General features: G+C 39.9%; 22 protein-coding genes, 1 tRNA gene and 3 riboswitches. Of the genes, 21 read left to right on the forward strand and 2 right to left on the reverse strand.

The features are described from left to right. Nucleotides 1–2: 2 nt before the first annotated feature. The 10 genes from CARFE_RS0113470 (at nt 3) to CARFE_RS0113525 (ending at nt 11,860) form a co-directional block, all read left to right on the forward strand. Nucleotides 3–1,538, forward strand: a complete 1,536-nt coding sequence (locus CARFE_RS0113470; RefSeq protein WP_210432969.1) for a YjjI family glycine radical enzyme — start codon at nt 3–5, stop codon at nt 1,536–1,538. After that, nucleotides 1,519–2,364, forward strand: coding sequence for a YjjW family glycine radical enzyme activase (locus tag CARFE_RS15335; RefSeq protein ID WP_034542171.1), 846 nt, complete (start codon nt 1,519–1,521; stop codon nt 2,362–2,364). The genes CARFE_RS0113470 and CARFE_RS15335 overlap by 20 nt, the downstream gene beginning before the upstream one ends. Nucleotides 2,365–2,444: 80 nt before the next feature. Then, nucleotides 2,445–2,529: riboswitch (cyclic di-GMP riboswitch) on the forward strand. 69 nt (nt 2,530–2,598) lie between these two features. Further along, nucleotides 2,599–3,459, forward strand: a complete 861-nt coding sequence (locus CARFE_RS16490) for a DUF5666 domain-containing protein (protein ID WP_034542172.1) — start codon at nt 2,599–2,601, stop codon at nt 3,457–3,459. A gap of 287 nt (nt 3,460–3,746) precedes the next feature. Further along, on the forward strand, nt 3,747–5,753 hold the full coding sequence (locus CARFE_RS15820; protein WP_051250344.1) for a diguanylate cyclase: 2,007 nt from the start codon (nt 3,747–3,749) through the stop codon (nt 5,751–5,753). 363 nt (nt 5,754–6,116) lie between these two features. Then, nucleotides 6,117–6,201, forward strand: a riboswitch (cyclic di-GMP riboswitch). A 97-nt stretch (nt 6,202–6,298) separates the two neighbouring features. Continuing rightward, a complete protein-coding gene (locus tag CARFE_RS16785) occupies nt 6,299–7,855 on the forward strand; it encodes a methyl-accepting chemotaxis protein (RefSeq protein WP_051250345.1) in 1,557 nt (518 codons plus the stop codon). A gap of 63 nt (nt 7,856–7,918) precedes the next feature. After that, on the forward strand, nt 7,919–8,206 hold the full coding sequence (locus CARFE_RS0113500) for a methyl-accepting chemotaxis protein (protein ID WP_028053109.1): 288 nt from the start codon (nt 7,919–7,921) through the stop codon (nt 8,204–8,206). A gap of 150 nt (nt 8,207–8,356) precedes the next feature. Beyond that, nucleotides 8,357–8,441, forward strand: a riboswitch (cyclic di-GMP riboswitch). 75 nt (nt 8,442–8,516) lie between these two features. Further along, nucleotides 8,517–9,332 (forward strand): methyl-accepting chemotaxis protein, encoded by an 816-nt coding sequence (locus tag CARFE_RS16790; RefSeq protein WP_084138977.1) that lies wholly within the window; start codon nt 8,517–8,519, stop codon nt 9,330–9,332. A gap of 46 nt (nt 9,333–9,378) precedes the next feature. Beyond that, entirely contained in the window at nt 9,379–9,567 is a 189-nt protein-coding gene (gene dmpI, locus CARFE_RS0113515; RefSeq protein WP_011343813.1) for a 4-oxalocrotonate tautomerase DmpI, read from the forward strand. A 266-nt stretch (nt 9,568–9,833) separates the two neighbouring features. Continuing rightward, nucleotides 9,834–10,811: a biotin synthase BioB gene (gene bioB, locus CARFE_RS0113520; protein WP_028053111.1), complete on the forward strand. Its 978-nt coding sequence runs from the start codon at nt 9,834–9,836 to the stop codon at nt 10,809–10,811. A gap of 122 nt (nt 10,812–10,933) precedes the next feature. Beyond that, complete coding sequence (locus CARFE_RS0113525) at nt 10,934–11,860, forward strand: alpha/beta hydrolase (RefSeq protein WP_028053112.1); 927 nt, start codon at nt 10,934–10,936, stop codon at nt 11,858–11,860. A 32-nt stretch (nt 11,861–11,892) separates the two neighbouring features. On the opposite strand, the gene CARFE_RS16255 is transcribed toward CARFE_RS0113525, so the two are convergent. Then, nucleotides 11,893–12,066, reverse strand: coding sequence for an N-acetyltransferase (locus CARFE_RS16255; protein WP_154652777.1), 174 nt, complete (start codon nt 12,064–12,066; stop codon nt 11,893–11,895). A gap of 161 nt (nt 12,067–12,227) precedes the next feature. Here CARFE_RS16255 and CARFE_RS0113535 point away from each other — a divergent pair, with 161 nt between their 5' ends. The 5 genes from CARFE_RS0113535 to CARFE_RS16085 all read left to right on the forward strand — a co-directional run bounded on the left by CARFE_RS0113535 (nt 12,228) and on the right by CARFE_RS16085 (nt 16,256). Next, nucleotides 12,228–12,905, forward strand: coding sequence for a LexA family protein (locus CARFE_RS0113535; RefSeq protein ID WP_028053113.1), 678 nt, complete (start codon nt 12,228–12,230; stop codon nt 12,903–12,905). Nucleotides 12,906–13,127: 222 nt separating this feature from the next. Next, the gene (locus CARFE_RS0113545; RefSeq protein WP_028053114.1) at nt 13,128–14,066 is read left to right on the forward strand and encodes a patatin-like phospholipase family protein; all 939 of its coding nucleotides are present in this window, start codon (nt 13,128–13,130) and stop codon (nt 14,064–14,066) included. Between the two features lie 148 nt (nt 14,067–14,214). Next, nucleotides 14,215–15,570, forward strand: coding sequence for a radical SAM protein (locus tag CARFE_RS0113550; protein ID WP_028053115.1), 1,356 nt, complete (start codon nt 14,215–14,217; stop codon nt 15,568–15,570). A 258-nt stretch (nt 15,571–15,828) separates the two neighbouring features. After that, nucleotides 15,829–16,134, forward strand: coding sequence for a phasin family protein (locus CARFE_RS0113555; protein WP_034542174.1), 306 nt, complete (start codon nt 15,829–15,831; stop codon nt 16,132–16,134). 38 nt (nt 16,135–16,172) lie between these two features. Further along, on the forward strand, nt 16,173–16,256 hold the full coding sequence (locus tag CARFE_RS16085) for a M48 family metallopeptidase (RefSeq protein ID WP_322785340.1): 84 nt from the start codon (nt 16,173–16,175) through the stop codon (nt 16,254–16,256). A 72-nt stretch (nt 16,257–16,328) separates the two neighbouring features. Here CARFE_RS16085 and CARFE_RS0113560 read toward each other — a convergent pair. Continuing rightward, nucleotides 16,329–16,403 (reverse strand) — tRNA-Val (locus CARFE_RS0113560). A 110-nt stretch (nt 16,404–16,513) separates the two neighbouring features. On the opposite strand from CARFE_RS0113560, the gene CARFE_RS0113565 reads away from it, so the two are divergent. From CARFE_RS0113565 to CARFE_RS0113590, 6 genes are all read left to right on the forward strand, one after another. After that, nucleotides 16,514–16,786: a hypothetical protein gene (locus CARFE_RS0113565; RefSeq protein ID WP_028053117.1), complete on the forward strand. Its 273-nt coding sequence runs from the start codon at nt 16,514–16,516 to the stop codon at nt 16,784–16,786. Continuing rightward, nucleotides 16,767–17,387 carry a nucleotidyl transferase AbiEii/AbiGii toxin family protein gene (locus CARFE_RS15825; protein WP_051250346.1) on the forward strand — a complete coding sequence of 207 codons (621 nt, stop codon included), beginning with the start codon at nt 16,767–16,769 and terminating at the stop codon, nt 17,385–17,387. The genes CARFE_RS0113565 and CARFE_RS15825 overlap by 20 nt, the downstream gene beginning before the upstream one ends. A gap of 18 nt (nt 17,388–17,405) precedes the next feature. Then, on the forward strand, nt 17,406–18,377 hold the full coding sequence (locus CARFE_RS0113575; RefSeq protein WP_028053118.1) for a daunorubicin resistance protein DrrA family ABC transporter ATP-binding protein: 972 nt from the start codon (nt 17,406–17,408) through the stop codon (nt 18,375–18,377). Beyond that, the gene (locus tag CARFE_RS0113580; protein ID WP_028053119.1) at nt 18,377–19,117 is read left to right on the forward strand and encodes an ABC transporter permease; all 741 of its coding nucleotides are present in this window, start codon (nt 18,377–18,379) and stop codon (nt 19,115–19,117) included. The genes CARFE_RS0113575 and CARFE_RS0113580 overlap by 1 nt, the downstream gene beginning before the upstream one ends. A gap of 73 nt (nt 19,118–19,190) precedes the next feature. Next, a complete protein-coding gene (locus tag CARFE_RS0113585; protein ID WP_028053120.1) occupies nt 19,191–19,559 on the forward strand; it encodes a hypothetical protein in 369 nt (122 codons plus the stop codon). A gap of 69 nt (nt 19,560–19,628) precedes the next feature. Continuing rightward, a complete protein-coding gene (locus tag CARFE_RS0113590) occupies nt 19,629–20,579 on the forward strand; it encodes a TIGR01212 family radical SAM protein (protein WP_028053121.1) in 951 nt (316 codons plus the stop codon). The last annotated feature ends 6 nt before the right edge of the window (nt 20,580–20,585 follow it).

Raw genomic sequence — 20,585 nt, forward strand, 5'->3', positions numbered from 1 at the left:
TAATGAAGTTAGAAACTTTAAGACAGGTGATAAGAGCGATGAACCGGGTTTATGAAATAATTACCGATACTTCTTTGGATTACAAAGATAAGCGGCACTTACTGGCGGCGGAGGCGGAAAACTCCCTTCCTTACGTAAAGATCAGTGAAAAAGCTCAGAACTATTTTGCCGAAGGAATTCTATGTGATCTGTTTGAAGGTCACGCCCCCTACCGGCCGCGTTATATTCTGCCGGATTACCAAAAATTTATGGAAAAGGGAAGCGAGTACTTAAATTTAAAACCCCCGCAGGATTTATTTGAAGCGGTTAATGCCCTTTTAATTATCTATCGCTACGTACCCTCTATAACGAGCTATCCCGTATACCTGGGACAGGTAGATGAGCTTTTAGAACCGTTTGTTTTGGCTGCCGGCGAGGAACTTTCCGAAAAACTCTTAAAAATGTTTTTGGTGCAAATAGACCGGGTGTTACCCGATGGGTTTGTCCACATGAACATTGGGCCCAAAGATACCCGTACTGGACGGTTACTTTTAAAGCTTGAGCGGGAGCTAAAACAGGCGGTACCCAACATTTCCCTAAAATATAATGAAGAAACTCCCGATAGTTTTGCCATAGAGGCGGTTAAAACGGCATTGGAAATTGGAAAACCGTATTTTGTCAACGACCGGGAATTAAAAGAAGACCTTGACCCTGCTTACGGAGTTGCCAGCTGCTATAATACTTTATTAATTGGTGGAGGCAGCTTTACTTTAGTTCGGTTAAATTTAAAAGAAGCTGCCAAAAAAGCGAGAGATTTTCAAGACTTTATCCGGAATGTTTTACCTGATGCAGTGTTGGCGCAGGCCGAGGTTATCAATGCCCGGGCTAAATTTATCGTAGAAGAAGCGAAATTTTTTGAAACTTCCTTTTTAGCTAAAGAAGGTTTAATTTCCCTTGCCCGCTTTACCTCCATGGCCGGATATTTTGGACTGTACGAATGTCTTGAACACTTAACGGGACTGAAGCTTGGTAAGGATAAAGAAGCCCTTGATTATGCCGAACAAGTGTTAAAAACCGCCAAAGATACTTTAGAAAGTGTTCCGGGAGCTTACTGCTACGGTACCGGCGGCAGGATAGGTTTTCATGCCCAGTCGGGGATTGACAGCGACATCGATGTGACGCCCGGGGTGCGGATAAAATACGGCGAGGAGCCGGACATCTTTACCCAGATTAAAACCATCGGTCCGCTCCATAAATATTTCAATACCGGAATTAGCGATATTTACATCTTTGACCGTACTGCCCGGGAAAACCCGGAAGGGGTTTTAAAAATAATCAAGGGGGCTTTAAAAGAGGGAATCAGGGTATTTTCTTTCAACACTTCCGATTCGGAATTTATCCGGATTACCGGTTACCTTGTAAAAAGAACCGATGTTTTAAAATACGAAAAAGGCGAGGTTCTTCGGGAAGATACGGTAAAGCTTGGAGCAGCAAGCATTAAAAACAACAATACCGAAGCCAGAAAGGTAAGGATAATCGGTGAGAGGAATAGTCAATAAAATTATTGAGGTAAGCTTTATCGACGGTCCCGGAAGCCGGATGGCAATCTTTCTTCAGGGATGTAATCTTGACTGCCTGTACTGTCACAACCCGGAAACCAAAAAATACTGCCAGAATTGTGGTAGATGTGTTGAACAGTGCCCGGACGGAGCCTTAACAAACCTTGACGGTAAGGTAACCTGGGATAAAGCGATTTGCCAGGGGTGTGACCGTTGTCTGGAGGTGTGTCCCCATTCGTCCACTCCCAAAACAACCCTCTGGGAAGCGGGGGATTTAGTAGCTTATATTTTGGAAAACGAAGTTTTTTTAGATGGGGTAACCTTTTCCGGCGGGGAATGCACCCTGCAGGCGGATTTTATCCTGGAAGTTAGCAAAAAGCTTAAGGAAAAAAGTAATCTTACGGTTTTTGTCGATACTAATTGCTTTCTGGAGGAAGAGAAATTTTTAACTTTATGTCAAAATATCGATGGGATTATGGCCGATTTAAAAGCTTTTGATCCGGTTTTGCACCGAAAGCTGACCGGTGTGGCCAACGAATTAATTTTTCAAAATTTAAATACGGCGTCTCAGCTTGGAGTACTGTATGAGGTTCGAACGGTATTGGTGCCCGGCTTAAACGACCATCCGCAGGAAGTGAAAAAAATTGCCCGGTTTATTCGTGAACTTAATTCGTATACATTGTTAAAACTTATACCTTTCCGTAACTATGGTGTAAAATCTTATTTAAAAGAGGCACCGAACTTGCCTGAAGAAAAATTTTTTGAGCTATTTGAGGTTGCAACGGAAATTCTTGGTTCCCGGGTTTACGGGAAGTACGGTATATAAAGTTTGTATTTAAATTCTTTTGCCAAAAGTATTGTAATTTTAACTTTATGTTTTATAATAGAGTAAAAAAGAGAAGATGTTACCGATAAAGGCAAACCCGGCGAAAGCCGGCGACGCAAAGCTACAGGGGCTAAGGCCGTAAGGCTATGCCAGCCAGCTGCCGAAGGTGTTAAGGGGATTATTAACCCTCCGCCTTCCGGCAGGAGGGTTTAAAATTTTAAAGGGGGTATTTTAATGAAGAAGATAGCAGTTTTAGTTTTAACGGTATTTTTACTTGGGATTACTTTACCTGCGTTGGCCGATACTGCTACCACCGTGCCAGCTAATACCACTCCGGGGGTAAGTGATACTGTTTATGCCAACCAGACTCCAACTGTTAGTGACACAACCTATACTACCCCATCGGTAACGGATCAAACTTATCAACCGGTACCGGCTCCAGCAGACAACCCGCTGCCTTTTGATTTAAGCCTTTTAAACAACCTGTCTTACAGTCAACTAAAGCAGTTAAAGGAAGAAATTGAAAATCTTTTGGAGCAAAAAGAGGAGGAACTTCAGGAATTTAAAGGGATTGTAACTTCCTTTGACGGACAAACTCTTACCGTTAAAGGAGAAAACGAAGAAAAAACTTTTGTAATTACCTCGGATACGGACATGGAAGTAAAAGGAGAGTTGGGTGCCGGTTATAAAGCAGAAGTAAAATACGATCCGGCAAGCAACGAAGCTGTAAAAGTTGAAGCAAAACCTGTAATACTGGAATATACCGGTACGGTAATTTCTTTTGATGGTAACAATCTCACCGTTGCCCGGGGAAATGGTGAACAAAAAACCTTTAGTATTACGGAGAACACTAAAATTGAAGGATTAGGCAAGCTTAAAGGAGAAAAAACCATCAAACCTGGTTATAAAGTAGGTGTTAAATACACCTTAACGGGAAATGCTATCGAAGTTAAGGTAATACCGGCAAAAGTTGAAAAGGATAAGGAAAAAGAAAAGGAGAAAGAAAAGGAAAGAAAAAAAGAAAGTAAAAAAGAAAAAGAACAAAAATCAGAAACGAAAAAATTCGTAAAAAAGACATACTACAAAAAAAGATAAACCTTTTTTAATATTAGCCGACTGGTTTACCGCCAGTCGGCTTTATTATTGCATGCGAAAGTTGCCAAGGGGCTGGCAACGCAAACTGTTCCATTTTCGCTGTGGAATCTGTCCGGTACATTACTTGAGAGCTGACAAAATATATACAAAAAGGAAGGATTATGGTATAATTTTGAAGAATATGTCGAAATATTGGAATTTTTTTATTTAAGAAGTAAAAAATATTACCGCCCCAAGAAACGTTTGGAAAGCTTTGGAAGCTTGAAAAAAGGGAGGCTTGACGGGGCTTGAAGGATAAAAAAATATTAATCGTGGAAGACAGTAAATTTCAAGCAAAAACCATAGCCAATATCCTGAATAAATACGGTTATACCGTTGAAATTGCTCTAACCGGTGAAGCGGCAGTCGAAAAAGTAAGTGGTGGATGGTACCCTGATCTCATCTTAATGGATATTGAGCTGGGAGAAGGGATGGATGGAGTACAAACAGCGCTGGCAATTCAGCAGATTAGTGAGCTGCCCGTTGTTTTTCTAACTGCGCATACTGAACCAGCAGTGGTAGAAAAAATTCGTTCTGTTACAGCCTACGGATATGTAATGAAAAGTGCTACTGAACAAGTGCTGATAACCATAGTTGAAATGGCCTTGCGGCTTTATGAGGCAAACATCCATGCAAACATGTACTGGCAGATATTAGAGGATTCGCTAAATGAAATTTATATTTTTAACCCTGAAACATTGAGATTTCATGTGGTCAACCGTGGTGCCAGAAAAAACCTGGGATATACCCTGGAAGAATTGAACACCATGACACCCCTTGACCTTAAACCGGAATTTGACCTTAAAAGTTTCAGAGCTCTGCTTGAACCCTTGCTGAGCGGTAAGGAGGAACAAATTGTTTTTTATACTGTACACCGGCGGAAGGATGGTTCGCTATATCCCGTAGAAGTTCACCTGCAGCTTTTTGACTACCGGGGAGAAAAATTGTGCCTGGCCCTGGTTATTGATTTGACCGAAAGGAAAGCGCTGGAAGAGGAAAACAGGCGTAAAGAAGAACAGCTCCGTTTGATGTTAGAAGCCTTACCCAATCCTACATATCTCATTAACAGAGAACGACAAATAATTGCCTTAAATCAGGTGGCAAAGGAACGGGGAGCAGTAGTTGGCGATTATTGCTGGCACAGCATTCATCATTTAAAAACTATTTCTCCTGTTGAGCGTCAATTTTTTGAAAACACCGGAAAACCGCTGCCCGGTACCAAGTGTTATTTTTGCCGGACGGATGAGGCTTTAAACCGAAAGCAAAAAGAAAATTGCGAGGTAAATTTGGATGGTTTATTCTGGAATATCTGGTGGGTACCGATCGATGAAAACACCTATCTTCACTATATTATCGATGTAACAAAATATAAAAAAATGGAAGAAGAAATAAGGGAGCAAGAGGAATTTTTACGGCTTATTCTTGACAGTATGCCGGCTGGAGTTATGGTCGTTGATGCTAAAACTTTCAGGATTGAAAACGTAAACCTGGAAGCTGCTGCGATGATTGGAGCATCTCCGGAAGAGATTATTGGCAAAAGCTGCTTTGAAATATTTCCGGAAAGTAAGGGATTATGTCCGATTACAGCGGTAGGTCAGGAAATGGATTGGGCAGAGCGGATTTTACATAGAGTGGATGGCTCTCAATTGCCTGTACTTAAAATCGTTAAACGACTTAAAACTAAAAGCGGCGAAAAGTTAATTGAGACTTTTATAGATCTTACGGAGCGCAAAAAGCTGGAGGAACAACTTTACCGCTTATCCATTACCGATTATTTAACCCAGGCTTACAACCGCCGTTATTTTACAGAAATGTTAGAACGGGAAATAGAACGTGCCAAAAGGACTAAAATGCCCTTTGCGTTAATTATGTTAGATATCGACCATTTTAAGAATGTAAATGACCGTTTTGGACATGCTGCTGGCGATTTGGTTTTAAAAACCCTGGCAAATTTGATTAAAAACAGGATTCGTCAAACCGACTGTCTGGCCCGCTGGGGTGGGGAAGAGTTTGTGATTCTCTTACCGGATACTCCAGTGGAAAAAGCAGCAGGCTTAGTGGAAGAGTTGCGGGAGCAGTTAAGCATGCTGGAGATTCCGGGCGTAGGCCGGGTGACCGCCAGTTTTGGGGTAACTGGTTACTGTCCCGGAGATACGCTTGATACGTTATTAATGCGCGCTGACCAAATGCTGTATGCAGCCAAAGCTTCAGGAAGAAATTGTGTTCGTTTTTCCGAGAAATGTCCGGAAAGTTAAACCTTTCTTGCTGGTGCATAAACAACTTCGTGTAAACTCATAAACCGCTGTATACCGGACGGTACGTCCGGTGTTGTGAGAGGACTGGGGTTAATCACTCCTTCTTTATAGAAATTAAAAATAAACTTTTCACTACGATTCTGGTTTTTCCGGAGACGAACTTAAAATCTTAAACTGGGGGACCGTACTGCACGATATCGGACGAAAGCTTTCTGGGAACAAGGATAAGAAAGAAACCCTGGTAAAATCAGGGTTTTTATTAAGTATGCCAATATTAAAAAGATACAAATGGAAAATGTTATGTTATAATATTGCAAAACATGTCGAAAATGTCACATATTATAAATCATAACAAGATTCACCCTTTGACAATAGCAAACCCGGCGAAAGCCGGGGGCGCAAAGCTACAGGGGCTAAAGCCGTAAGGCTATGCCAGCCAGCTGCCAAAGGTGTGTTAGGGCTCAAAAATCCTCCGCCTTTTGGCAGGAGGATTTTAAATTTTCTTTTTTAGGTGCTTGAAAAACTAAAAAAGGAGGGTGGGGCTTTTGAGTATCAAGAAACTTTTATTTAGCACCGGTATTGCCAATATTCTTATTTTAGTAGTAATTTTTGCCTTTTTTCTTAACTATGTAACTGCAACAGATAAAGAACTTAACAAAATAATAAATGTTGAACAGGCTTTACTCATAAATTTAAACGAGATGTATGCCCAGGGATTGCAAACGGGCCAGGCAACAAGAAATATTATTTTAAACCCTAAAGATGAAAACGCCAGGAAAAACTATGATAAAGCTCATGAAGCATTTATAAAAGCCAATGAAGAAGCAATTAAATTAGCTTCAGGTACGATGAAACAAGATCTTGAAAAAGTAAGAACTCTCTGGGAAGAAGATCACCAGCTAAAGGTCGAAGCTCAAAAGCTTGCTATCTCTGGAAAAACCGCTGAAGCCGTTACCTTGCATGCCCAGAAGGAAACGCCTAAATGGCGCGTGCTTAAAGAAATTTTATTAAAAAAGGCTGAAGAACAAAAAAGCTTATTTAAAAAACATTTAGAAAAGCATGAGGAAAAAGGGAAAAAACAGAGCACTTTGATTGGCATAATTATTTTATTCAGTATTTTCTTATCAGTGCTAACGATGATTTTAACAATAAGAAAGGTTGCAAAACCCCTCACTGATTTAACCGCCAAGGTAGATCAAATAGCTAAAGGAGACCTGAGTGTAACCATCGATTACGATAGCAAAGATGAAGTAGGAATTCTTGCTTCCAGCATGAACGTTATGGTACAGTCCTTTAGTGAAATTGCGACCCAAATAAAGGAAAAATCCACTTTACTTACTAAAGAATCGGAAAATCTTTCGGCAACTTCCGAGGAGATGGCAGCATCAGCCCAGGAGGTTGCTAAAGCAATGCAGCAGGTTTCAGCTGGAGCTTCAACGCAGGCTCAGGATTTAACAAACATAGCAGCGTTAACTGAAAATACAGCAACTAAAGCCAATGCGGGTAAAAAAGAAATGGATAATCTCGTAAAATCCATCCAGCAAATAAAATCAGCGTTTGAGTTGGTAGTTGAAAAGATAAAAACTCTTGCCGCTTCAATCATGAATATAAACAATGTCACAAACGCCATAACCGAGATTTCCGACCAGACGAATTTACTGGCCTTAAATGCGGCCATTGAAGCAGTCCGGGCGGGTGAAGCCGGTAAAGGATTTGCCGTAGTAGCCGAAGAAGTCCGAAAACTTGCCGAGAAGTCCAAAAGTTCCACCGATGAAATTACAAAAATAATATTATCAGTACAAAACGATGCTAATGAAGTAATAAAGACCTCGGACAATGTTGATGCTTTTATTAAAGAACAAATTAAGGCTGTTGAATCTTCTGTATTAGCCTTTGGCGATATTTTACAGGCGGTGGACGAGATAGCAGATAAAATTCAGCAAGTAAGTGCAGTAACAGAAGAAAGTTCAGCGGCTGCTGAAGAAGTAGCGGCTACTTCCGAAGAGCTTTCAGCATCTTCGGAAGAACTGGCGGCTATTGCCCAGAATTTAAATTTAATTGCTACTGATATGGAAAATACTGTAAATAAGTTTAAGGTTTAATAGTGAACATGATACACAAATTGTCATTTATTCTTTTGGATTTGGGTGCTAAAAGGGAAATAAATGGCAATTGATGTAATGTCTGCGAGTAGCCAGAAGGTCAAAAAAGGGAGCGGAACGGTACTTGAAGTTGGTAAGAAATTTAAAGAAATCGTTGCTTCCATTGAAGAAGTTGCCCGGCAGATTCAGGATGTTGCTACTGCTGCGGAAGAAATATCTGCAGGAGTCCAGAATGTTGTAGCGACAACGGAAGGGCAAACTGCGGCTATGGAAGAAATTTCGGCTTCTTCTGAAGAATTAGCGTCTTTAGCAGCAGAACTTGAGAAAATAGCTGCCCGCTTCCGGGTGTAATAGTTGATAATAACCAATAAGTCACCCTGCCGAAAATTAATTGGCAGGGGGCTTTTTTATTTCTTGACAGGTTTTTTAGTGATGTTCTACCATAAGTATAAAAAGGTTGCAAAATTTACAATTTTTCAAATATTAATAATAAAAATAATGTTTTGTCAAGGGCAAACCCGGCGAAAGCCGGCGACGCAAAGCTACAGGGGCTAAAGCCGTAAGGCTATGCCAGCCAGCTGCCGAAGGTGTGGATTTAGAGTTAAGCCTCCGCCTTTGGGCAGGAGGTTTTTATATTAATTTAAAGGGAGGGGATAGAGAAATGAAAATAAATAAAATCCTGGAAACTGTTTCTGATTATCAAAAATTATTTACTGAAGACGCAACGTTTATAGTTTCTGATCTGGAAAAGTATTTGTATTATCGTCCGGGGCGAATTGATTTTGGGTTTAAGCCGGGAGATAAAATAGTGGAAGGAACATTAATGGAGAGAGCGATGAAGCAAAACAAAAAAATTGTTGCCAGGGTTGAAAAAGAACAAAGCAAATTTGGATTTCCATATATTGCAACGGTAATTCCTATAACTGATGAGGAAGGCGTTGTAGGAGCAATGGCGGTAGCTTTCAGTACGGAAACCCAGGATATGGTAATTAATATGTCGGCCGATTTAGCTCGAGTCACCGGCGAAATTAGGGAGTCGGCAACGGAATTTAGTACTTCAGCTGCGGAGTTGGCAAATACAAACCAGCGAATTGCCGGTGAATCAACGGAACTTCAAGCAGAAATTGCAGGTATTCAGGAAATTGTTAACTTAATCAATATAATTTCCGATAAAACACATATTTTAGGCTTAAATGCGGCGATTGAAGCTGCCCGAGTGGGAGACAAAGGTCGGGGCTTTGCGGTGGTAGCGGAAGAAATAAGAAAACTTGCCCAGCAAACCAAGTTTTCGGCCCAGGATATTAGAAACAAGATAAATCAAAGCTTACATAGACTCAATGAATTAATACAGAGCATTCAAAACCTGGCAGCGATAAGTGAGGAACAAAGTGCGATGGCTCAACAATTAACGGCAGCGATTGAAGAAATTTCAGGGGTAGCTGAGGATTTAAAGAATATTGCATTTAAGTTAAAATAAATTAAGAAGTGATTATGATTATAAAAGTTGGGAAGGAGGGAAAGGAATGCCGGTAATCCAGATTGATGCAGGACCTATGTCCAAGGAAAAAAAAGCGGAGCTTATTAAAAATCTTACCGATGCAGCAAGTTCTACGCTGAATATTCCACCTCAAGCTTTTATTGTAATAATTCGGGAAAATTCTTTGGACAATGTAGGTAGCGGTGGCAAACCTCTTGCGGAGATAAATAAGTAAGAAAACCGGAAAAAGTAAGATTTTGTAAGTTTATAAAAGAAAAGACTTGAGAGAAACCTTGTTTTTTATAAAAATGCAAGGTTTCTCTTTTTGCTTTATTTACTAAAAAAAGGCTTTTTTCGGCATCAAGTTATTAGACCGGAAGGCCCTCAAAAAAAATTATTCTTCTGGCGAACGGAGTTTTTGTTAACTATAAAATAAAAAACGTTGACAAATGTGAAATTCAACCGGTATTATAACTATAAACCGAGAGAGGGGGTAGAGCCATGTTTAATCGGATAGTAGCCTTAACCCAAAAAGTACTGGATGGCGGACAAATTAATCAATCTGAAGCGCTGGAGCTTGCGCAGGCTGAGGGCGCAGATATTCTGATATTGGCAGCAATGGCGGCCAAGATCAGGGAAAAGTACGTGGGGGATAAGGTGGAGTTATGTTCAATCATCAGTGTAAAAACCGGTCATTGTCCTGAGGACTGTGCCTTTTGCGCTCAATCGGTCCATCATCATACAGAAATTACACCCACTGAAATGCTCGAGGAAGAAAAAATCTTGGCAAAAGCCAAGGCTATGGAAGCGGCCGGGGCCCATCGTTTTGATTTGGTAACGTCCGGTCTGGGAATGACCGAGGAGGACGAGGATTTTAAAAAAATTTTAGCTATTTATAAACGTTTGCGTCAGGAAGTAAACCTGGAATTATGCGCTTGCCTGGGGACATTAACCGAAAAAGCAGCTATGCAGCTGCGCGAAGTCGGAGTTACTCGGTATAATCACAATCTGGAAACAGCGCGAAGTTTTTTTAGCAATATCGTTACAACTCATACTTATGATGAACGGATAGAAACCATTAAAAATGTTAAAAAAGCTGGAATGGAAGTATGTTGTGGTGGTATTATCGGTATGGGAGAAACTATGGAACAGCGAATTGAGTTTGCTTTTACGCTAAAAGAATTAGATGTTGATGCCATACCGATAAACGTGCTCAATCCAATTAAAGGAACAAAACTGGAAAACCGGCCACTTTTATCGCCCCTGGAAGTTATCAAGACTTTTGCAATTTTTCGCTTCATTTTGCCGGATAAAAATATCAGATATGCCGGTGGTCGGGAGGTAAATTTGCGGGATATGCAGGCTCTGGGGTTAATGGCGGGGTTAAACGGCATGTTAATCGGGCATTATTTAACAACTAAAGGCCGGGAAGTGGAAACAGATTTACAAATGATTAGAGATTTAGGTTTAAAAATTTAGGAGAGGGGGCCACTGGCCAAGGAAAGCGGTGGGAGATAAATGTAGCTGCGGAAAAAACGGTGGACGAAGGCTGAGCGCGAAATTTCGATGAATTTCGTTAACATGGGCTTGGAGGGTTTAAAATGGGCTCTTTTAACTTTCTCTTTAAAGCCAGTGACGGACAGGAAATTTATTGCTACCGCTGGTTTCCGGATAAAGAGCAGAAACTACGGGCGATTGTTTACATTGCCCATGGTATGGCGGAAACCGCAGCCCGCTATGAGCGATTTGCTTTGGCTTTAACCAAAGAAGGTTATCTTGTCTTTGCCCACGACCACCGTGGGCACGGGAAAACGGCGAAAAGCATTGAGGAAATAGGCTATTTGGGTCCCGATGGATTTAACCGGATGGTTCAGGATATGAAGGAACTTATTGATTTTGTTAAAAACGAAAACCCGGAATTTCCAATTATCTTATTTGGCCACAGTATGGGCTCTTTCTTGGCTCAGCGGTATATTACTCTTTATGGTGAGACTTTAGATGGTGTGATTTTATCGGGTACTTCCTGCGGTCCCGGGCCTATTGTTAATCTCGGCATCTTTTTGGCCAAAAAAGAAGTCGAAAAATACGGCCCTAAATATAGAAGCGTTTGCTTAACAAAGCTTAGCTTTGGCAACTACAATAAAAAGTTTAAACCAAACCGCACCGAGTTTGACTGGCTTTCCCGCGATGCCGAAGAAGTAGATAAATACATTAATGACCCTTACTGCGGGGGAGTATTTACCGCAAGTTTTTACTACGATTTTTTAAGAGGGTTAAAGGAAACTTTCCGCCGGGAAAACTTGGCTAAAATCCCCAAAGAGCTTCCTATTTTCATTTTTAGCGGCGATATGGACCCGGTAGGTAACATGGGTAGAGGTGTTTTAAAGTTAATAAAAACTTACGAAAAATTAGGTTTAAAAAATGTAGCATACAAGCTCTATCCCGGAGGCCGGCACGAAATGTTAAACGAAATTAATCGGGAGGAAGTGGTCAGGGATATTATAAACTGGTTAAATAAATTGTTTTAAATTGTAGAAAATTCATTATGAATTTTCGGGCATTATTCTTCGAGTTCCATATAGTAAAATTTAACATCCTCGTTAGAAATATTTTTTAAGTATTCTCTTTTAATACTAAATCCAACTTTTTTGTAGCAGTTTATAGCTCTTTGATTAAAGCTTCTAACTTCAAGGGCTACCGTCTGATTTGGAAATCTTTTTTTACAGTTGTTCAAAATAACTCTCTCCTTCTTCATGGTGACATTTTCTTAGAATAATTCTAAGGTGACAATATCACAGATTAATAACAAAAGGATACCTAAATTCTTGACATATTTTAAAATTGAAAATAGAATAATACTCGTAAACTATTTTGGTTTTTTGGGGGTAGCTAAGTATGATTTTGACCGAACGCCGCAAGCAATTTTTAGAGAAATTAATTGATCTATTCCAAAAAACGAATGTTCCAGTTCACTACGAAACAATAGCGAATGCACTTGGCGTCAGCAAATGGACGGCATACGACGTTTTGAAAGAATTAGAAAAACTTGGCTACCTTACCCGGGATTATACAGTAAATCCTAACGAAATGGGACGTTCCCAGGTTGTTTTTATGCCTACTATTAAAGCTATAAACTTGTTTGAAGAAAAACGTACAAAAGAAATAAATATAGATGAGTGGAATAAAATAAAGACAAAGGTACTTGAGCTGCTAAACAGTTTAAAAACTCACAGCATTAGTGATGCTGTACAAAAAATGCTGGAGGAAATTCCAAAGGTTCAGGTTCGAGTAACTTTTGGGGCATATGTCATAGGGTTATTTATCGTGTATCTTAGAAAATTGGGCGGAAGAACAGAAATGCTGGTTAAAAGTTTGGTTCAAAATGCACCTACCAGTGAAATGCGCATCATAATCTTTATTGGAACTGTTCTTGGTACTATTATTCAAACGATGAATCATGAGATAGGGGTTGGGGTAACCGAGTTAGTCGGAAGGTATTTAAAGTCGCTTACCGATCTTTCTGATAAGGAAAAGGGTATGCTTGCGGATTTTCTTGATGAAGCTTTAGCTTGAAATTGGTCACAAATTTAAGTTACGACCTTTTTATTTTACCAAGTTTTTTGGTCTTTTGGGTATATATGTAGATTATTTGTTTGGTGAGATGGGAAGTGGCGTAATGGTATACCCCTTGGTTAAATATTTTTTTAAGTATTTTTTGTGTCTTTTGGGTACACCGGTTATTAGCGGGAAAGAAAATATTCCTAAAAAATATGTAGAGGCAATGGAGGCGAAAATATGAATAAAAAACAGAAGGTTAAGGTAAGGCCACGTATTGGAATAGCCCTGGGAAGCGGTGGTGCTAGAGGTTATGCCCATATAGGTGTGCTCAAGGCATTGCAGGAAGCAAATATACCAATTGATTTTATAGCGGGGACCAGCATGGGGGCAGTGGTAGGAGCAGCCTATGCTGCAGGTTACCGGATCGAAGAATTGGAGGATATGGCTCTAAAAATGCGGTGGCGCTGGATATTTAACCTTTTTGATCCTACTCTACCCCGCCAGGGCATAATAGCCGGAAACAAAGTAGAAAAGTACTTTGAAATGTTAACCCAGGGGAAAGAGTTTTCCCAGTTGCGGAAGCCTTTGACTGTTGTTGCCACTGATATCGTTTCGGGAGAAGAGGTTCGCCTAAATGAAGGACTGGTGGCTAAAGCCTTACGAGCCAGCATTGCTATACCTGGGGTATTTTCTCCTGTTAAGATTGATGAACGAATTTTAGTGGACGGTTCGGTAACAACTCCAGTACCTGTCCGGGCAGCTAAAGAAGCAGGTGCAGATATTGTAATAGCGATTGACGTTAGCTCAAATGTAGATCAGACTTCCACCTTGGTTCATACCTGGAAGAGGATAAAAAATATGCCTTCTCAAAAAGTGGTCCATTATATTAAAAATTCACGCTTCGAGATTATCAATGTTCTAGATAATACTTTGGAACTGTGTGCCCAGCCTAAAGAAGTCTCTTTGAATTCTGGACTTCATGGTAAACATTATTATTTGCTTAAGCCAGAGGTAGGAAATATTAAGTGGTATGAGTTCCATCGTGCTGGTGAGTGTATCCGTGCTGGGGAAATTGCAGGGAAGAAAGTGACTGAAAAAATAAAAATTGCTCTTGATACTGGAAATTTTATTGAAGAAGAAGTAAAGGAAAGCTTTTGGGAATTAAAAGCAATCTAAAAAAATCTTTATGGCTTTTTAAGCAGAAGATATTGACTTTATGGAATTAAAAAAAAGGGGGGTGAGTAACCAAAATAAAAGCAAGCAAATGGTTATTTTTAGTATTTAATAAAGACAACATTAAAAAAATACTTCGGGGGTTGATAAGGTGAGCAAAAAATTTGGGACAAGTTTAGAATTTGCCAAACGGTACGTAAGTGAAAAAACCTTGCAGCAGCTGTTAAATTATCTGAGTAAAGATCCAGTTAACAATTTAGATCGGATATTTACTCTGGGAAAAATTTTAGCCAGACGAGAAGAACACAAACAGGCAATTTTGACAGTTGAGAGAAATCTTAATAACTATCCTGCAATACGCCAATTAGTTGAAAGTTTATTACGAGACACTCATCCCAATGTACGTCAGCGTTTGCTTTTTAACTTTTTTATAAACTCGATTATTTTCGGTATTCCAAAACAGTTACAATTATCCGAAACCTTAGGATTTAAAGTACCTCATACAATTTTAGTGGATCCTACAAGTAATTGTAATTTACGGTGTGAAGGTTGCTGGGCTGGTGCATATGCCAAACATGATGAATTGGAGTATGAACGTTTGGACCGTCTTTTCAATGAAGCTAAGGAGTTAGGAATTTACTGGATAGTAATGTCAGGTGGGGAACCCTTTATGTATCCTCATTTGTTTGACTTAGCGGCAAAACATAACGATATGGCTTTTATGATATATACCAATGGGACAAGAATTGATGAAAAAACTGCCGATAAAATTATAGAAGTTGGTAATATTTCACCGGCTTTTAGTCTTGAAGGTTGGGAGGAACGAACTGATCGGCGCCGGGGAACAGGAGTATTTAAAAAAGTAATAAATGCGATGGAGATGTTGCGGGAAAGGGGAGCGGTTTTTGGTATTTCTCTTACGGCAACACGAGAAAATGTAGAAGAAATAATGTCTGATGAGTTTATTGATTATATGATAGATAAAGGAGCAAAATACGGCTGGATATTCCATTACATTCCCATTGGTCGAAATCCAAACACGGATTTAATGTTAACTCCTGAGCAGCGAGCCTATTTAGCAAAGGTTGTCCCTAATATCCGTAGAAATAAACCTATATTCCTGGCCGATTTTTGGAATGATGGCGAATTTACTCAAGGTTGCATTGCTGGAGGAAAATATTATTTCCACATTACTGCAAGTGGTGCTGTAGAACCGTGTGCCTTTGTTCATATTTCTACTCATAATATTAACGAATGCAGTCTTAAAGATGTTTTAAATTCACCTTTGTTTAAAGCATACCAAAAGAGACAACCATTTAATAATAACCACTTAAGACCATGCCCAATTATTGACGTACCTTCTGCCCTTAGAGAGATTGTAGCTGAAACCGGAGCAAAACCTACCCATCCTGGAGCTGATGATATCTTAAAAGGTGAAGTAAGCGAATACCTTGACCGGTTGTCTGAAGCCTGGGCAGAGGTTGCTGCCGAGATCAGGGAACGTTAAAAATTATTTTAGCTCGAATAAAGCATAAATGGGGTGATACGCCCTGAGGTTACCCAGAAAAACGTTAGAATTACTGCAATACTTTAAAATGTTTTATGAATTCTTGATTTGCCAATATCTTATAAACCGCTGGCAAAACTCATGGGAATTTGTGTTCGGAATAATAACAACATCTTACAAACACTGGAAAGGAAGGGCTATATAAGGGATGAATACTCAATTGCAATATGAGAATATCTCTTGGGGAGCGTGCGATTTATGGATATTTTTAGAAGGAGCCTTTTGTTAGGATTGGGATTAATATCTTTAACGAAAGAAAAAACGGAAGAGTTTTTAAAGGAACTTATGGAAAGAGGCAAGATGAGTAAAGAAGAAGCTCAAAGGTTTTTGGATGAATTAATTGAAAAAGGAAAAAACCAAAAGGAGGAGTTAAAATCTGAAATAGACGAAGAACTGCGAAAAATCATAAAAGATTTAAATTTAGTAACTCGTGAAGAATTAAATCTTTTAGAAAATTGGATAAAAGAGTTAGAGAATAAAATACAAGAACAAAACAAGGGGTAAAATGCCTCTCAGGGCGAGAAGCCACTTTATAGCTTATTATAGTCCCTTTACCGGTAATTGATTATGTAGTAGTTCATGAACTTGTTCAACTTGATGAAAAAAATCATGGTAAATCTTTTTAGGGTAGAGTAATAATAAAAGGAGCCATCCAGGCTCCTTTTAAAGTTACCAAAGGCTAAAAGTGTTAATTTTCATGGTGGGCGCGGCAGGGTTCGAACCTGCGACCTCTTGAATGTGAGTCAAGCGCTCTCCCGCTGAGCTACGCGCCCGTATTTCGTAAATTTATTTTAGCATGGACTATTAAGAGTGTCAATTATTCCATTCTTCCAATCCCTGGAGGTGTGTGGTAAAATTAAGGAAAAGTGAGCAGGTGGTTTTGATGATTGAAACAACAATTAATGCTCAGACGAAAAATTATCTTTCGGAAGAAGAATTAGTTCGAATGCTAAAAAATATGGAGTTTAATGATGAATATGCTGTCCAGATTTTTAATTTTTTCACCGATGTGCCTTTTGAAAGTATTTATCGCTTTTTAATTAAACATAACCTTTTGGAAAAAGAGCTTCTTAAATATTACCGGACGTTTGTTAAAAAGTATTATCCCAATCCTGAGTTTGAGGAGACTTTTGGCTATGGAATTTCCGTGGGCTAAACTTTTTAAATTAGCTGTAGACTTTTTAAATGATTCCTTAATTCCTACTACTGATTGGACTTTTGGTGGAGGAAGTGCCCTATCTTATTATTTTTATCACCGGGAAAGTAAAGATCTCGATATCTTTTTTACCGATGCTCAGTATCTAACCTGGCTTACTCCAAGGCTAAATAGTTTTGTTGCTAAAATGACTGAAGATTATGTAGAAAGTTCAAATTTTCTAAAGTTACAATTGAACGATGGAGAAATTGACTTTATTATCGCTCCCTATTTTACCCCAGATCCGTTTAAAAAAATAAAATTATTTGATAATGAAATTCAAATCGAAACCCCCTGGGAAATTGTTTTAAAAAAACTTTTTTATCGTTCACAAACTCTTAAAATTAGAGATGTTATTGATGTTGCTGTAGTATATAAAAATCACAGGGAAATGCTTGTTAGGTATGCAAAAGGGCTTGGAAGGAAAAAAGATGTTATTGAAAAAAGGTTTCAAAATTTAATAGAAATTTATCCCAAAGAAATTGAAAATTTAAAGATCTTGGATGAAAGTTTAAAAGTTGAAGCGTTAGATATTTTCAAAAAATTTCTGCGAGAAATTTAACATCCTGGAGGAATAAAAATGGCGGTTATTGAGGTAACCGGACTTACCAAGCGCTTTAAAGAGGTTGAAGCGGTGAAAGGGGTGGACCTTACCGTTTATGAAGGTGAGGTCTTTGGTTTTTTAGGACCCAATGGAGCCGGCAAAACTACTACCATTTCCATGCTTTGTACGATTTTAAAACCCGATGGGGGCCAAGGCCAGGTGGCGGGTTATGACCTGTGGCTGGAGAAGGATAAGGTCAGGCAAAATATTGGGTTAGTTTTTCAGGACCCAACGCTGGATCGGAATTTAACGGCCTACGAAAACCTATGGTTTCATGCTTTAATCTATGGCATTCCCGCCCGGGAACGCCGGGAGCGGATTGAGATGGTTCTTAAGATGGTGGAGCTTTATGAACGAAAGGACAGTCTGGTACAGACTTTTTCCGGCGGCATGAAGCGAAGACTGGAAATCGCCCGGGGGCTTTTACACCATCCGAAAATTCTTTTTTTAGATGAACCGACGGTAGGACTTGACCCCCAGACCCGGGTGCACATCTGGGAATATATCCACAAAATCCGCAAAGAAAAAGGGATTACTATCTTTCTCACTACCCATTATATGGATGAGGCGGAAAACTGCGACCGCATTGCGGTAATCGATCAGGGAAAGATTATTGCCTTAGATACCCCGGACAATTTAAAGCAAATGGTTGGAAATAATATCGTCTACATAAACTCTCCGGAAGCAGCGGGAATTGTTACTTTTATTAAAGAAAAGTTTAATTTAGAAGCTAAGATTGTAAAAAATCAGGTAGTGGTGGAAGTAAAAGAAGCGGAAACCTTTATCCCGGCCCTTTTGCGGGAACTTCCTTTTCCGGTGACCGCGGTGTCCATCAAAAAGCCAACCCTTGATGATGTGTTTTTAAAGCTTACCGGACGGGAAATACGGGATGAAGTAGGGGAAAACCATAGAACACCGGGATTTAGCCGGCGCAGGAGGTGGCGGTGATGGCGGCTCTCTGGGCGATTTTTTACCGGGAGTTAATTCGCTACTGGCGAGAAAAAATCAGGATAATAACTTCGTTAGTCCAGCCGGCCATCTGGCTTTTTGTCATGGGCGGTGGAATGGGTGCAGCTTTTACCGGACCCGGTGGAGTTAACTATCGTACTTTTATTTTTCCGGGAATTGTGGGGATGACTGTTTTGTTTTCAGCTATTTTTTCTTCCATCTCCATTGTCTGGGACCGGGAGTTCGGGTTTTTAAAAGAAGTGTTGGTATCCCCGGCTTCCCGCGAAAGTATTGTTTTGGGGAAAGCCCTGGGGGGAGCTACTACTGCGGTTATTCAGGGGATGATTATTTTAATTTTTGCTCCGGCAGTTGGAATCAATCTTTCTTTTTCTATGGTGGTAAAAGCTTTTGTTACCATGTATTTTATTGCCCTTACCATGGCGGCTTTTGGAATTGTGATTGCTGCCCGGATGCAGTCGATGCAGGGGTTTCAATTTGTCACGAACTTTATTGTAATGCCATTATTTTTCTTAAGTGGAGCTATCTACCCTTTAAAAGGAATTCCCGGTTGGTTGGCTACTTTGGCTGCGATTGACCCTCTGGCTTACGGGATTGATCTTTTAAAGCATGTATTTTTGCCCTACCATGAATATAGCTTAGCTACCGATATTACGGTGATGGCTGGATTTTGTTTGTTGTTTTTATTTTTGGGGGTACTTCTTTTTAAAAAAGATGGATAAAATTTAAAATCCGGCAGGAAAAAATTATATTTTGTTGAATATACTAAATAGTTTGAAACCGGAGGGATTTAGCTTGGACGAGCATACCGGGGTCATGATAGAGGAGTTTAAAAGGTTAGTCCAGTTAGTTGCCGAGGGTGTGGCCGATAACAGCCGGCAAATTGCCGATTTGTCTTTAGAAGTGCGGCAGGGTCTTACCGCTATTACCGAGCTGAAATTCCGGGACGAACTGGCGTTTAACCGCATTGATGAAATCAGCCGCCAGCTTACTTCTGGTTTACAATACATGGAAAGCATTCAGCAGCAGTTAATTGAAGTGAAAGCCAACCAGGAGCGGGTGCTCCTGGTAACCAGGCAGTTGGAAGAAAGCCTTGCCAAGGTCGACAAAAAACTTGTGGAGTATGACAACCGCTTAAAACTTTTAGAATTAAAAGCTTTTTAACCCCCAATATTTCGGGGGTTTTATTTTTTCGGCAAATTTTGTTAAGATAAAAGAAAAAAGGTGACGAAAATGGAAAGGTATTATTCCTATACAAGGTATTTAAAGGAGAAATTTGGCGGCAAAGTATATAAAATTCCCGTGAATCTTCCCCATACCTGTCCAAACCGCGATGGTACGGTGGGAACCGGGGGCTGTATTTTTTGCGAAGACTCGCCCGGGGGATTCGTTTGTCTACCCGATACCCGGGCCATATCTCAGAAAGTAGAGGAGTTAAAAAAGTATTTTCAAGATAAATTTAAAGCGCAAAAATTTATCGTTTATTTTCAGGCCTATACCAATACCTATCATCCGCTTGCGGTTTTCCGGGATTATATTTTAGCAGCGGTGGATAACACCGATATTGTTGGCCTCTCCGTTTCCACCCGACCCGATGCGGTAAACGATAAATACCTGGAGGTGCTGGCGGAGGTAAAAAATAAAAAAAATATAGAAGTAGACGTGGAACTTGGTTTACAGACGGTTAATTATAAAAACTTAATAGCGATAAACCGGGGCCATACCTTGGCCGAATTTATCGATGCGGTCTTGCGAATAAAAAAGTTTGGCTTAAATGTTACGACCCACTTAATTTTAAACCTGCCCGGGGAAACGTTAGTTGATGTCATTGAAAATGCCAAAATTATGTCAGCATTAAAGATAGATTTTGTAAAGCTCCATACCCTGTTTATTCCAGAAAAAACGGTTTTAGGGGATATGTACCGGGAGGGGAAAATTGAGATTATACCCTTGGAAGAATATGTCCAGTGGGTGGTAACCTTTTTGGAGTATTTAAGTCCGGAAGTGGTGGTGCAAAGGTTAATTGGAAAGGGTCCCGATGAAGGGGTTCTCTTTGCCAACTGGGGGGTTAGCTGGTGGAAAATTAAACATTTAATTGAGGAAGAGCTGGAAAAAAGGGATACCCGACAGGGGGCAAAATGCGATTATTTAAACGGTAAAGCGGTACAAAAGTTTTTGAGATAAATGAGG

This window comes from Carboxydothermus ferrireducens DSM 11255, from assembly GCF_000427565.1.
Taxonomy (GTDB): Bacteria; Bacillota; Z-2901; order Carboxydothermales; family Carboxydothermaceae; genus Carboxydothermus; species Carboxydothermus hydrogenoformans.